Annotated in this window: 13 protein-coding genes; 10 read left to right on the top strand and 3 right to left on the bottom strand. The window is 67.5% G+C overall.

What is annotated here, in order from left to right:
• Positions 1–18: 18 nt before the first annotated feature.
• The 6 genes from ASG27_RS22195 (at position 19) to moaD (ending at position 6,240) form a co-directional block, all read left to right on the top strand.
• Positions 19–1,047, top strand: a complete 1,029-nt coding sequence (locus ASG27_RS22195; RefSeq protein WP_056420951.1) for a DUF1176 domain-containing protein — start codon at positions 19–21, stop codon at positions 1,045–1,047.
• 71 nt (positions 1,048–1,118) lie between these two features.
• Positions 1,119–2,453, top strand: coding sequence for a homoserine dehydrogenase (locus tag ASG27_RS22200; protein ID WP_056420953.1), 1,335 nt, complete (start codon positions 1,119–1,121; stop codon positions 2,451–2,453).
• On the top strand, positions 2,453–3,889 hold the full coding sequence (thrC, locus tag ASG27_RS22205) for a threonine synthase (protein WP_056420955.1): 1,437 nt from the start codon (positions 2,453–2,455) through the stop codon (positions 3,887–3,889). Before ASG27_RS22200 ends, thrC begins: the two co-directional genes overlap by 1 nt.
• Before the next feature lie 278 nt (positions 3,890–4,167).
• Entirely contained in the window at positions 4,168–4,722 is a 555-nt protein-coding gene (gene mobB, locus ASG27_RS22210; protein WP_056420958.1) for a molybdopterin-guanine dinucleotide biosynthesis protein B, read from the top strand.
• 31 nt (positions 4,723–4,753) lie between these two features.
• A complete protein-coding gene (locus tag ASG27_RS22215; RefSeq protein WP_056420961.1) occupies positions 4,754–5,989 on the top strand; it encodes a molybdopterin molybdotransferase MoeA in 1,236 nt (411 codons plus the stop codon).
• On the top strand, positions 5,986–6,240 hold the full coding sequence (gene moaD, locus ASG27_RS22220) for a molybdopterin converting factor subunit 1 (protein WP_056420962.1): 255 nt from the start codon (positions 5,986–5,988) through the stop codon (positions 6,238–6,240). Before ASG27_RS22215 ends, moaD begins: the two co-directional genes overlap by 4 nt.
• A 33-nt stretch (positions 6,241–6,273) precedes the next feature.
• Here the strand turns inward: moaD and dapA are convergent, their stop codons facing one another.
• The 3 genes from dapA to ASG27_RS22235 form a co-directional block, all read right to left on the bottom strand.
• A complete protein-coding gene (gene dapA, locus ASG27_RS22225) occupies positions 6,274–7,194 on the bottom strand; it encodes a 4-hydroxy-tetrahydrodipicolinate synthase (RefSeq protein WP_056420963.1) in 921 nt (306 codons plus the stop codon).
• A gap of 351 nt (positions 7,195–7,545) precedes the next feature.
• Positions 7,546–7,923, bottom strand: coding sequence for a hypothetical protein (locus ASG27_RS22230; RefSeq protein ID WP_056420964.1), 378 nt, complete (start codon positions 7,921–7,923; stop codon positions 7,546–7,548).
• Between the two features lie 11 nt (positions 7,924–7,934).
• Positions 7,935–8,189: a hypothetical protein gene (locus ASG27_RS22235; RefSeq protein ID WP_056162292.1), complete on the bottom strand. Its 255-nt coding sequence runs from the start codon at positions 8,187–8,189 to the stop codon at positions 7,935–7,937.
• 77 nt (positions 8,190–8,266) lie between these two features.
• On the opposite strand from ASG27_RS22235, the gene ASG27_RS22240 reads away from it, so the two are divergent.
• The 4 genes from ASG27_RS22240 (at position 8,267) to ASG27_RS22255 (ending at position 12,319) form a co-directional block, all read left to right on the top strand.
• On the top strand, positions 8,267–8,497 hold the full coding sequence (locus ASG27_RS22240; RefSeq protein ID WP_056420965.1) for a hypothetical protein: 231 nt from the start codon (positions 8,267–8,269) through the stop codon (positions 8,495–8,497).
• A 35-nt stretch (positions 8,498–8,532) separates the two neighbouring features.
• Positions 8,533–9,009: a molybdenum cofactor biosynthesis protein MoaE gene (locus tag ASG27_RS22245; RefSeq protein WP_056162627.1), complete on the top strand. Its 477-nt coding sequence runs from the start codon at positions 8,533–8,535 to the stop codon at positions 9,007–9,009.
• 251 nt (positions 9,010–9,260) lie between these two features.
• Positions 9,261–11,867, top strand: coding sequence for an ATP-dependent chaperone ClpB (clpB, locus tag ASG27_RS22250; RefSeq protein ID WP_056420967.1), 2,607 nt, complete (start codon positions 9,261–9,263; stop codon positions 11,865–11,867).
• A gap of 86 nt (positions 11,868–11,953) precedes the next feature.
• Complete coding sequence (locus tag ASG27_RS22255; RefSeq protein ID WP_056420970.1) at positions 11,954–12,319, top strand: hypothetical protein; 366 nt, start codon at positions 11,954–11,956, stop codon at positions 12,317–12,319.
• Positions 12,320–12,525 lie beyond the last annotated feature (206 nt).

Genomic DNA, 12,525 nt, shown 5'->3' on the forward strand with positions numbered 1-12,525 from the left:
GTGAGGAGGGCTTTTCACATGCGTATCCGCTTCGCCGCCGACCGCGTGGTGGCCGTGCTGGCCGGCGCGCTCGCCCTGGCTGCACCGTGGCCGTCCGCGCACGCCGCCGACCCCAAGGCAGAGCCCGTCAGGTTCCAGCACAAGGACTGGGCGCTGCAATGCGACAACACGCGCACCTGCCGCGCCGTGGGCTACCAGTCGGAGGACGGCGATTCCGAACCTGTCTCCATCCTGTTGACGCGTCTGGCAGGCCCGAATGCGCCGGTTCAGGTGGACCTGCAGGTCTATACCGAAAAGGCCGATCCCGCGGCGCTCGACCTGCAGGTGGGCAAGCTGTCGCTGCGCGGCCTGGAGGGCGCCGTGCCGCGCGTGCCGGCCGGCCAGGTGCCCCGCCTGCTGCAGGAATTGCTCAGGAACGACGAGGCAACGCTGTCCGCAGGCAACGACCGGTGGACGCTGTCGCTGGCGGGCGCCAGCGCCGTGCTGCTCAAGATGGACGAGGCCCAGGGCCGCGTCGGCACGCCGGGCGCGCTGGTGCGGCGCGGTACCAAGGCGGAGTCCTCGGTGCTGCGGCCCGTGGCTGCGCCCGTGGTCAAGGGCGTCCTGCCGGTGGCGCCCCGCAAGGGCGATGGCGCGCTGGCCAGGCCCCTGCTCGCCGAGATCGACCGTGCCAGCGTGGCCGACCAGTGCAACGGCCAGGACCCGCTGAACCCGTCCACCGCCCAGGTCCGCCGGCTCACGGACCGCAAGCTTCTGGTGTCCCTGCCCTGCGGCATGGGCGCGTACAACTTCAGCAACCTGCTGTGGGTCGCCAGCGACCTGCCGCCCCACAAGCCCGAGCCTTTGCAGGACGTGGACGGCGAGTTCGATGCCGACACGGGTTCTGTCCATTCGGCGATGAAGGGCCGTGGCATCGGCGACTGCTGGTCGACGCGCGACTGGCAGTTCGACGGGCAGGGCTTCGTGCTCACCCGTGAGGCCGGCGACAGCATGTGCCGGGGCTTTCCTGGCGGCGCCTGGCAGTTGCCGAGCTACGTCACACGCTGAGACCGAGCCCCGCCGCGCCGCGACGGCCGGCCTTCCATTTCAACCCGATCCAACCCTTTCCCAACATCACCATGAAACCCATCCAAGTAGGCCTTCTGGGCATCGGCACCGTCGGCAGCGGCGTGTTCAACGTGCTCCAGCGCAACCAGGAAGAAATCCGCCGCCGCGCCGGCCGCGGCATCGAGATCACCATGGTGGCCGACCTCGACGTGGACCGCGCCAAGGCTGCGGTGGGTGACGGCATCGAGGTCGTGAACGACGCCCGCGCCATCATCGCCAACCCCGATATCGACATCGTCATCGAGCTCATCGGCGGCTACGGCATCGCCCGCGCGCTGGTGCTCGAGGCCATCGCAGCCGGCAAGCACGTCGTCACCGCCAACAAGGCGCTGCTGGCCGTGCACGGCACCGAGATCTTCGCGGCCGCATCGGCCAAGGGCGTGATGGTGGCCTTCGAGGCCGCCGTGGCCGGTGGCATCCCCATCATCAAGGCGCTGCGCGAAGGCCTGACCGCCAACCGCATCCAGTGGATCGCCGGCATCATCAACGGCACCACCAACTTCATCCTGTCGGAGATGCGCAGCAAGAGCCTGGACTTCGACGTGGTGCTGAAAGAGGCGCAGCGCCTGGGCTACGCCGAGGCCGACCCCACCTTCGACATCGAAGGCGTGGACGCCGCGCACAAGGTCACGCTGATGAGCGCGATCGCCTTCGGCATCCCGGTGCAGTTCGACAAGGCCTACGTCGAAGGCATCACCAAGCTGGGTGCTGCCGACATCAAGTACGCCGAGCAGCTGGGCTACCGCATCAAGCTCTTGGGCATCACCAAGCGCGTCGACAAGGGCGTGGAGCTGCGCGTGCACCCGAGCCTGGTGCCCTCCAAGCGGCTGATCGCCAACGTCGAAGGCGCGATGAACGCCGTGGTGGTGCAGGGCGATGCCGTGGGCACGACGCTGTACTACGGCAAGGGCGCGGGCAGCGAGCCCACCGCCAGCGCCGTGATCGCCGACCTGGTGGACATCGCCCGCCTGCACACGGCCGACCCCGAGCACCGCGTGCCGCACCTGGCCTTCCAGGCCCACACGCTGACCGACGCCATGGGCACGCTGCCGGTGCTGCCGATGAGCGAAGTGGTCACCAGCTACTACCTGCGCCTTCGCGTGGCCGACCAGGCCGGCGTGCTGGCCAAGGTCACGGGCCTGCTGGCCGAAGCCGGCGTGAGCATCGACGCGGTGCTGCAGCGCGAAGCCGACGAAGTGGGGGGCGAAGGCTCCACCCAGACCGACCTGATCATCCTGACCCACGACACCCGCGAAGGCACCATGGACGCCGTCATCGCCCAGATGCAGGCGCTGCCCACGGTGCTGGCGCCCATCACGCGCATCCGCAAGGAGGAACTGAACTGATGCTGTACATCTCCACCCGCGGCCATGCCGACCGCAAGCATTTCTGCGACATCCTGCTCGAAGGCCTGGCGCCCGACGGCGGCCTGTACCTCCCCGAGCAGTACCCCAAGATCAGCGGTGCCACGCTCACCAAGCTGCGCAAGGCGTACCACGAGCAGGGCTACGCCGAACTGGCGTTCCAGATCCTGTCGCTGTACATCGACGACATCCCTGCCGCCGACCTGAAGGCCATCTGCGCCAAGACGTACACGGCCGAAGTGTTCGGCACGGGCGAGATCGTGCCCCTGCGCCACCTGGAAGACGGCCTGTGGCTCGAAGCCCTGTCCAACGGCCCCACGCTGGCCTTCAAGGACATGGCCATGCAGCTGCTGGGCAACCTGTTCGAGTATGAACTCAAGCGCCGCGGCGAAGAGCTGAACATTCTGGGCGCCACCAGCGGCGACACCGGCAGCGCGGCCGAGTACGCCATGCGCGGCAAAGAGGGCGTGCGCGTCTTCATGACCTCGCCCCACGGCCGCATGAGCGCTTTTCAGCAGGCGCAGATGTTCAGCCTGCAGGACGAGAACATCCACAACATCGCCATCGAAGGCGTGTTCGACGACTGCCAGGACATCGTCAAGGCCGTGAGCAACGACCTCGACTTCAAGCGCAAGTACAAGATCGGCACCGTCAACTCCATCAACTGGGCGCGTCTTTTGGCGCAGGTGGTGTACTACTTCGCGGGCTACATCCAGGCCACCGAGACCAACGACCAGAAGGTCAGCTTCACCGTGCCGTCGGGCAACTTCGGCAACGTCTGCGCGGGCCACGTGGCGCGCCAGATGGGTCTGCCGATCGCCAAGCTGGTGGTCGCCACCAACGAGAACGATGTGCTCGACGAGTTCTTTCGCACGGGCTCGTACCGCGTGCGCGCCGCAGCCGACACGCACGAGACGTCGAGCCCGTCGATGGACATCAGCAAGGCCAGCAACTTCGAGCGGTTCATCTTCGACCTGCTGGGCCGCAACGGCCAGCGCACCAAGGCCCTGTTCAGCGCCGCGCTGCAGACCTATGGCCGGTTCGATCTGAGCGCCGATCCGCTGTTCGCCGATGCGGCGGGCAAGTACGGCTTTGAAAGCGGCAAGAGCACCCACGCCGACCGCCTGGCCACCATCCGCGACACCCACCAGCGCCATGGCGTGACCATCGACACCCACACCGCCGACGGCGTGAAGGTGGCGCGTGAGCACCGTGGCGACGCATCGGTGCCGATGATCGTGCTGGAGACCGCGCTGCCCATCAAGTTTGCAGAGACCATCGAAGAAGCCCTGGGACACGCGCCCGAGCGGCCCGAGAAGTTCGCGGGCATCGAAGACCTGCCCAAGCGCGTGCAGGTGATGCCCGCCGATGTGGACCAGGTCAAGGCGTACATCCAGCGGGTGTGCGATGACGCCTGAGTGAGCAATCCAGCGCAGCGGGGCAGGGGCCAGGTGCTGGCGTGCCTTGGCCGTGGCACTGCAGGCGGATTCAGCGGATCGGCAGGGCCCCGGCGCCGCGCTGGCGCCGCCAAGCAGCCGTCGCGGCCCTCGCGGCACCGCTGCCTGGCCGCCACCGCGCGGCTTGACGGCCCCGAGAGCAGCGCTGCAGAGCGTTATTGAGCATAAAAATGGCCGCTACCGCTTGATAGGCATGCGCAAGCAGCTATTAAAAATGTAGCGACTGCAAGGAGCGATGGATGAAGGTGATCGGTTTTGCAGGCTTCTCCGGCAGTGGCAAGACCACGCTGGTCGAGCAACTCATCCCCGAGCTGCGCTTGCGCGGGCTGCGGGTGTCGGTGGTCAAGCACGCGCACCACAGCTTCGACGTGGACCACCCCGGCAAGGACACCTACCGCCACCGCGAGGCCGGTGCGTTCGAAGTGGTGGCGGCGTCCGACAAACGCCTGATGCTGGTGCGCGAGTTCGAGCGCCCCGCCACGCTCTCCGTGCATCACCTGATCGCCGAGCTGTACGCGGGCGTGGACTGGGTGCTGGTGGAAGGCTTCAAGGACAGCGACCTGCTCAAGATCGAAGTCTGGCGCGCGCCCGAAGCCGGCCAGACGGCCAAGCCCGTGCGCTACCCCGAGGACGACTTCGTGGTGGCTGTCGCCACCGACGCGCCCGGTGCGCTCACGGTGCCCACGCAGTTGCCCCTGCTCGACCTCAACGCCCCGTCCGCGGTGGTGGACTGGCTGGTGCAGAACGAACAGCGGTTCGAGTACAACGAAGAGCTCTACGGGGCGGGGATGTAGTCCCATTCAAGCGACGGGAACCACCACCACCATGAATCGTCCCCTCAAATCCCTGGACGACGCGCTGGCCGAGCTGCTGGCGCACGCAGTGCCGCCGACAGCCACGCAGGCGGTCTCCACCTTCGACGCCGACGGCCGCGTGCTGGCGCAGGACTGCGCCTCGGCGCTGCACGTGCCCCCGCAGGACAACAGCTCCATGGACGGCTACGCGGTGCGCCGGGCCGACGTCCCCGCGTCGGGCACGGTGCTGCCGGTGTCGCAGCGCATTGCCGCGGGCAGCGCGGGCGAGCCGCTGCAAAGCGGCACGGCAGCGCGCATCTTCACCGGCGCGCCGGTGCCCGAGGGCGCCGACGCCATCCTGATGCAGGAAGACTGCGAAGCCCTGCCGGACCAGGGCAGCGTGCGCATCAACGCCGTGCCCCAGACCGGCCAGTGGATCCGCCGCGCCGGCGAAGACATCACCCGCGGTGCCGTGGTGCTGGCGCGGGGTACGCGCCTGTCGCCCGCCGAGCTGGGCCTGGCCGCGAGCATCGGCCTGCACGTGCTGCAGGTCGCACGCCGGCCGCACGTGGCGCTGTTTTCCACCGGCGACGAACTGGTGATGCCCGGCGAGGTGCCGCCCGAGCAGATGCGCCCCGGGGCCATCTACAACAGCAACCGGTTCTTTTTGCGCGCCATGCTGCAGCGCCTGGGTTGCGAGGTGACCGACCTGGGTATCGTCCCGGACCGGCGCGACGCGACGGTACAGGCGCTGCGCAGCGCCAGCGCAGACCACGACCTCATCCTCACCAGCGGCGGGGTGTCGGTGGGCGAAGAAGACCACATCAAGCCCGCTGTCGAGTCGCTGGGCCGGCTCGATCTGTGGCAGATCGCCATGAAGCCCGGCAAGCCGTTCGCCTACGGCCAGATCCCGCGGGCAGAGGGCGCTGCGCACTTCATGGGCCTGCCCGGCAACCCCGTGTCGAGCTTTCTGACCTTTGCACTGCTGGTGCGGCCGTTCGTGCTGCGCCTGCAGGGCGTGCAGGACGTTGCCCCCAGGTCCATCGCTGCCCGCGCCGATTTCAACTGGCCCAAAGCCGACAAACGCCGCGAATTCCTGCGCGTGCGGCACAACGCAGCCGGCGGGCTCGACCTGTTCGCCAACCAGAGCTCGGGCGTGCTCACCTCGGCCGCTTGGGGCCATGGCGCGGTGGACAACCCGGCGGGCCAGACGATTGCCGCTGGCGATACGGTGCGGTTCATCGCTTTCTCGGAGCTTCTGGGATGAAGAAGATCTCTGTGCGTTACTTCGCCTCCATCCGCGAGGCCATTGGGCACGGCAGCGAGGCGGTTGAGACCTCTGCCGCCACGCTGGGGGCCCTGCGCGACGAACTGATTGCACGCGGCGGGGCCCACGCCAGCAGCCTGGCGCGCGGCCGGGCCGTGCGCATGGCGCTCGATCAGACCTTGAGCGATGAATCCGCCATCCTGGCCGATGGCGCCGAGGTGGCGTTCTTTCCGCCGGTGACGGGCGGTTAGCCCGGCGCACTTTCTCGCGCGCGGCCAGTCACCTCAAAGCGCCTGCAAACGATCTTGCAGCGCCTTCGAGGCCGGCATCATCGGCGCGCGCAGTTCGCTGCGCATCCACCCCGCATGCGCCAGCATCGCCTTGAGCGGGGCCGGGTTGGGCTCGGCAAAACATGCCTCCACCCAGGGTTGCAAGGCTTGCCACACCGGGCGGGCTGCGGGCAGGTCGCCTGAGCGCAGCAAAGCCGTCAACTCCACAAACTGGGGTGTCTGCCAGTGCGCGCTGGCCGAGATGGCGCCGGCGCCGCCCAGGGCCAGCGTATGGAAGATCTGCGCGTCTTCGCCCGTCAGCACCTGCAGCCGGCCATCGGCGATCAGGGCCTGCGTCTTGGCGGGGCTGCCACCGCAGTCCTTGATGCCCTGGATGCGCGGATGCGCCGCCAGCGCCAGCAGCGTCTCGGTGCTGATCGTGGCACCCGTGCGGTAGGGAATGTCATAGATCAGCACGGGCACCGCGCTGGCGTCGGCCAGCGTGCGGAACCAGTGCAGCAGGCCTTCCTGCGAGGGGCGGATGTAGTGGGGGGCGGACACCAGCAGGCCCGCCACCGGGTAGTGCGCCAGCGCACGCACCTGCTCCAGCATCTGGCCCTGGTGGTAGCCCGACAGGCCCATCACCACGGGCAACCCCTGGGCGGCGCCCAGCACGGTCTCCAGCACCTGCAGTTGCTCGGCCTTGTCGAGGGCTGCCGCCTCGCCGGTCGAGCCGCAGGCCACGAAGCCCGCAACACCGTCGGCACATAGTCGGGTGGTGAGGGCGGCCAGGGCCGGATGGTCCACGGCACCGTCCTTGAACGGCGTGACCAAGGCGATCCACAGCCCGCTGAAGATGGTGCGGGTGGGCGCAGGGAGTGTGACCTCGGGTGTAGTGGTGAGGGCAGCGGAAGAAGGTGTCGTCAGTGTGGGCATGCGCAGGGTTCTTTCAGGTTCGACCAAGGGAAGAACCGTCCGAAAAAGAACGCGCGGAATGCCGGGGAGGGAAGAAAAAGAAAGCAGGATTTCTCTACCAGGTGGTTCCGTCGCTCATCCGGACGGAACCACAGCTCCGGTCAGATGAGCTCTGGTTTTTTGGCTTTGACCACGCACTGCAAGGCCACCGCGGGAGCGGTGATCAGGGCAGAAATGCGGTGCGTGGGCATGGGGCGCAGTATAGCGACGCGCCTGCAAAAAGCTGTCTGATGGGCGCTACGGCAGGCAGCGGGCTCGTGAGGGGTCAGCGCGGCGCCGGAAGCGCTCGTCGCGGTTTGCAGGTAGCCAGCCTTAGTGCACCGGGCCTGTTGCGGGTGCTTCCGCTGGGCCTGCTGGGTTCACTGGGTCCTCGGCAGGCGGCGGCAGCAGCTCCGGGCAAGGCCAGTTCAGCATCTCGGCCAGGCGCGTGACGATCCACGTCGCCTCGGCCACCGACACGCCGGATTCGGCGCTGCACAGCCCGGCGTGGATGCGCCGCAAGATCTCGGCCTCCGACGGCGCCTGCACGTGGTACAGCGTCTGCGCATGCTCCACCAGGTGGCCCGCCAGGTCCTCGCACAGTTCGTAGCGGGTGCGCACCACGGCGGGCTTCTCCGTCAGCCGGTTGCGGGTGTCGCTGTACACGGCCATGAAGGAGGGCGGGACGTGGATCTGGTTGTCGTCATCCATGGGCGTCTCGCTCAATCGGGCGTGAACAGGCGCTCGAACCGGGCCTGGTCGGCAGGCAGCTCGAAGCTCACCACCTGGCCCATCTTCATGTCCGACAGCCGGCACGCCGCGAACAGCGTGGTCTTGCCCGCCAGGTCCATCACATCGAGGTCGATGATGGCGTAAGGGTAGGGCACGAAGACCTGGTGTTCGAACACGTCCTTGTGCGCATTGCGCGGCGAAGGGTAGAGCTTGTAGAGGTCGGTGGTGATGGTTTGCGTGGCCATGGAGGTGGGGAAGCGCCCTGCGAGCGGGCACTGGGGGTAAAGTGCGGGCCCATCGTACAGACAATCACACATCCTCCATGGCAAAACCCAAAAGTGAATGGCCCGGCAAAGTCCTGGCGCTGGTGCAGGGCGGCAACATCGACGCCGCCATCGCCCAGATCAAGGTGGCCCCTACCGTGGGCGACGTGACGCGCCTGCAGGCGCTGCTGGCCCAGCTGCCGCCAAAGCCGGCGCTCGCGCAGTTGAACAAAGTGGTCGAAGAAGAGCTCGCCCTGCTGGCCGCGCCCCGGCTGCACCGCTCGCCATGACCACGCCGCGCGACTTGTCCCCGGGTGCCGTCACCATGGCGTCGCCCCGCGTTTCCATCCAGACGCAGGACTTCGACCTGTCCACCGAAATCGCTGCGCTGCGCAGCCACAACAAGGGCGTGGGGGCCGTCTGCAGTTTCATCGGCACGGTGCGGGATCGCAATGAAGGCGATGCCGTGTCGTCCATGGAGCTGGAGCACTACCCCGGCATGACCGAAAAATCCATCGAGGCCATGGTGGACGAGGCGCTTCGCCGCTTCGACATCTTCGGCGCGCGCATCATCCACCGCGTGGGGCTGCTGCAGCCGCTCGACCAGATCGTGCTGGTGGCCGTGACCAGCGCGCACCGCGGCCAGAGCTTTCAGGCCTGCGAATTCCTGATGGACTACCTCAAGACCCAGGCGCCGTTCTGGAAGAAGGAAGAAACCCCGCAGGGCGCCCGCTGGGTGGATGCGCGGGTGAGCGACGACGCGGCGCTGGCACGCTGGGGCATCACGGCGCAGAACGCATAGGGCTGCCCGGGGCTGCCGCAAGCTGCCGTTCGGCTGCGGTGCACCTGGCGCATGGGTGCAATCAGAGCATTTCAGGTCAAAAATGCCTCTGCCGCGCTTGGGATAAGCGCTGGAAGCTATTAAAAATATAGCAACGGGATGCGGCGCACTCAGGAGAGTTTGCTGATCCACGTCATCCCCGGGCGAGGTGACTGTCTTGAAATCGGGCATTTCCCGCCCCAATTGGTCTGCAATTCGGAGGACATTCACCCATGCGTCTCGACAAATTCACCACCAAGTTTCAAGAAGCCCTGAGCGACGCCCAGACCCTGGCCCTGGGCAGTGACCACGCCTACATCGAGCCCGTCCACGTCATCGTGGCCATGCTGCGCCAGGACGACGGCCCGCGGGCGCTGCTGCAGCGCGCTGGCGTCAATGTGCAAGGTTTGCTGGCCGCGGCAGAGTCCGCTGTGCAGCGCCTGCCCCAGGTGCAGGGCAACGACCAGGTGCAGGGCGGCCCGGAGCTCGGCCGCGTGCTGCAGGCCACCGAGAAGGAAGCCATCAAGCGCGGCGACCAGTTCATCGCGAGCGAGCTGTTCCTGCTGGCCGTGATCGACAGCAAGGGCGAGGCGGCGCGCATCGCCAAGGAAAACGGCCTGACCCGCAAGAGCCTGGAGACCGCCATCGACGCGGTGCGCGGCGGCCAGAAGATGGACAGCGCCGAGGCCGAGGGCCAGCGCGGCGCCCTGGCCAAGTACTGCATGGACCTGACCGAGCGCGCCCGCATCGGCAAGCTGGACCCCGTGATCGGCCGTGACGACGAGATCCGCCGCGCCATCCAGGTGCTGCAGCGCCGCACCAAGAACAACCCCGTGCTCATCGGCGAGCCCGGCGTGGGCAAGACCGCCATCGTCGAAGGCCTGGCCCAGCGCATCGTGGCCGGCGAGGTGCCCGAATCGCTCAAGGGCAAGCGCGTCCTTAGCCTGGACATGGCCGCCCTCTTGGCCGGTGCCAAGTACCGCGGCGAGTTCGAAGAGCGCCTCAAGGCCGTGCTCAACGAGCTGGCCAAGGACGAGGGCCAGACCATCGTCTTCATCGACGAACTGCACACCATGGTGGGCGCCGGCAAGGGCGAGGGCGCGATGGACGCGGGCAACATGCTCAAGCCGGCGCTGGCGCGCGGCGAGCTGCACTGCGTGGGTGCCACCACGCTCGACGAGTACCGCAAGTACATCGAGAAGGACGCTGCGCTGGAGCGCCGCTTCCAGAAGATCCTGGTCGGCGAGCCGACGGTGGAGGCCACCATCGCCATCCTGCGCGGCCTGCAGGAAAAATACGAGGTGCACCATGGCGTGGACATCACCGACCCGGCCATCGTGGCTGCGGCCGAGCTGAGCCACCGCTACATCACCGACCGCTTTTTGCCCGACAAGGCCATCGACCTGATCGACGAGGCTGCCTCCAAGATCAAGATCGAGATGGACTCCAAGCCCGAGGTCATGGACCGCCTGGACCGCCGCCTGATCCAGCTGCAGATCGAGCGCGAGGCCGTGCGCCGCGAGAAGGACGAATCGTCGCTCAAGCGCTTTGGGCTGATCGAGGAAGAGATCGCCAAGCTGCAAAAGGAGATCGCCGACTACGACGAGATCTGGCAGGCCGAAAAGGCCCAGGCCCAGGGCAGCGCGCACGTGCGCGAAGCCATCGACAAGCTCAAGTTCCAGATCGAGGAATTCACCCGCAAGGGCGACTTCAACAAAGTGGCCGAGCTCCAGTACGGCAAGCTGCCGGACCTGGAGCGCCAGCTGAAAGAAGCGCAGGCGCAAGAGGATGGCAAGGACGGTGCTCCTGCCCCGCGCCGCCTGCTGCGCACGCAGGTGGGCGCCGAAGAGATCGCCGAAGTGGTGAGCCGCGCCACGGGCATTCCCGTGTCCAAGATGCTGCAGGGCGAAAAGGACAAGCTCCTGCAGATGGAAGACAAGCTGCACGAGCGCGTGGTCGGCCAGGAAGAGGCGATTGCCGCCGTGGCCAACGCCATCCGCCGCTCGCGCTCGGGCTTGTCGGACCCGAACCGGCCCACGGGCTCGTTCCTGTTCCTGGGCCCCACAGGCGTGGGCAAGACCGAGCTGTGCAAGGCGCTGGCGGGCTTCTTGTTCGACAGCGAAGACCACCTGATTCGCATCGACATGAGCGAGTTCATGGAGAAGCATTCGGTGGCCCGCCTGATCGGCGCGCCGCCCGGCTACGTGGGCTACGAGGAGGGCGGCTACCTGACCGAAGCCGTGCGCCGCAAGCCCTACAGCGTGCTGCTGCTCGACGAGGTGGAAAAGGCCCACCCCGATGTGTTCAACGTGCTGCTGCAGGTGCTGGACGACGGCCGCCTGACGGATGGGCAGGGCCGTACCGTGGACTTCAAGAATACGGTGATCGTGATGACGAGCAACATCGGCTCGCACCTGATCCAGGCCATGGTGGGGCAGGACGCCGAGGACATCAAGGAAGCGGTGTGGGGCGAGCTCAAGAACCACTTCCGCCCCGAGTTCCTGAACCGCATCGACGAGACCGTGGTGTTCCATGGCCTGGACGCGCAACACATCGCCGCCATCGCCAAGATCCAGCTGCAGCAGCTGCAATCCCGGCTGGCCAAGATGGATTTGGACTTGCAGGTGTCGGACGCAGCCTTGGCAGAATTGGCCAAGGTGGGGTTCGACCCCGTGTTCGGTGCGCGGCCGCTCAAGCGGGCGATCCAGCAGCGGTTGGAGAACCCGCTGTCAAAGCTGCTGCTGGAAGGCCGCTTCCCGCCCAAGAGCGTGATCCCGGTCACGGTGAACCCGGTGCTGGAGCCCGGTGTCTTTCAGTTCGGCGCCGCAGCGCAGGGCTGACACGCTGATGTGTTGAACGCGCACGCCGCCCGGGGCTCTCACGAGGCCCGGGCGGCGTTGGCCCAGTTGTGAAGGAGAGGTGTCGTTTGAACGAATTTGTTGCAGGGGTTTTGCGTTTTGTGGTGCGCCTGGTGGTGGTGGCGCTGGGCCTGGTGCTGTTCTTGAGCCTGCTCGCGGGTGTCATGGTGCTGGCGCTGGTCTGGGCATTGCGCGCAGGCTGGGCCCGGCTCACCGGCAGGCCCGTCACCCCCTGGGTCATGCGCATGGACCCGCGCACCGGCTTCAGCACCGCGTTCCGCTCCACCCAGCGCTGGTCGTCGGGGGCGCCGGCCGGCCCGCAGCATGCGTCGGAGCACGGCGATGGCGTGGACGACCCAGCAGCATCGCGTCGGGGCGGCATCCTGCCCGGTGCGGCCCAGGTGACCGATGTGGAGGCGCGGGAGCTGCGCTGATCGGTGCTTTGGGGCACTGGCGCGCTGGCAACTTGGGCTGGCAGCGGTCGTGGCGACCGCGGCGCAGGATGGACCTGCATCCTTCCCCCTCCGTCCTCACCTGTCCGCATCGACGCAGCTCTCTAGACAGAGCTTTTTGACACCGCACGCGGGCCCTGCGGCCCGATACTGCGACATGCTTCCGCCCGCACCGCGCAGGCGCCGGC

Source organism: Acidovorax sp. Leaf191 (assembly GCF_001424425.1).
GTDB lineage: Bacteria > Pseudomonadota > Gammaproteobacteria > Burkholderiales > Burkholderiaceae_C > Acidovorax.

Bases quoted from the DNA above. Each gene is read 5' to 3' on its own strand.
- ASG27_RS22195 (WP_056420951.1), top strand. From the start codon at position 19: ATGCGTATCCGCTTCGCCGCCGACCGCGTGGTGGCCGTGCTGGCCGGC.
- ASG27_RS22200 (WP_056420953.1), top strand. From the start codon at position 1,119: ATGAAACCCATCCAAGTAGGCCTTCTGGGCATCGGCACCGTCGGCAGC.
- thrC (WP_056420955.1), top strand. From the start codon at position 2,453: ATGCTGTACATCTCCACCCGCGGCCATGCCGACCGCAAGCATTTCTGC.
- mobB (WP_056420958.1), top strand. From the start codon at position 4,168: ATGAAGGTGATCGGTTTTGCAGGCTTCTCCGGCAGTGGCAAGACCACG.
- ASG27_RS22215 (WP_056420961.1), top strand. From the start codon at position 4,754: ATGAATCGTCCCCTCAAATCCCTGGACGACGCGCTGGCCGAGCTGCTG.
- moaD (WP_056420962.1), top strand. From the start codon at position 5,986: ATGAAGAAGATCTCTGTGCGTTACTTCGCCTCCATCCGCGAGGCCATT.
- dapA (WP_056420963.1), bottom strand. From the start codon at position 7,194: ATGCCCACACTGACGACACCTTCTTCCGCTGCCCTCACCACTACACCC.
- ASG27_RS22230 (WP_056420964.1), bottom strand. From the start codon at position 7,923: ATGGATGACGACAACCAGATCCACGTCCCGCCCTCCTTCATGGCCGTG.
- ASG27_RS22235 (WP_056162292.1), bottom strand. From the start codon at position 8,189: ATGGCCACGCAAACCATCACCACCGACCTCTACAAGCTCTACCCTTCG.
- ASG27_RS22240 (WP_056420965.1), top strand. From the start codon at position 8,267: ATGGCAAAACCCAAAAGTGAATGGCCCGGCAAAGTCCTGGCGCTGGTG.
- ASG27_RS22245 (WP_056162627.1), top strand. From the start codon at position 8,533: ATGGCGTCGCCCCGCGTTTCCATCCAGACGCAGGACTTCGACCTGTCC.
- clpB (WP_056420967.1), top strand. From the start codon at position 9,261: ATGCGTCTCGACAAATTCACCACCAAGTTTCAAGAAGCCCTGAGCGAC.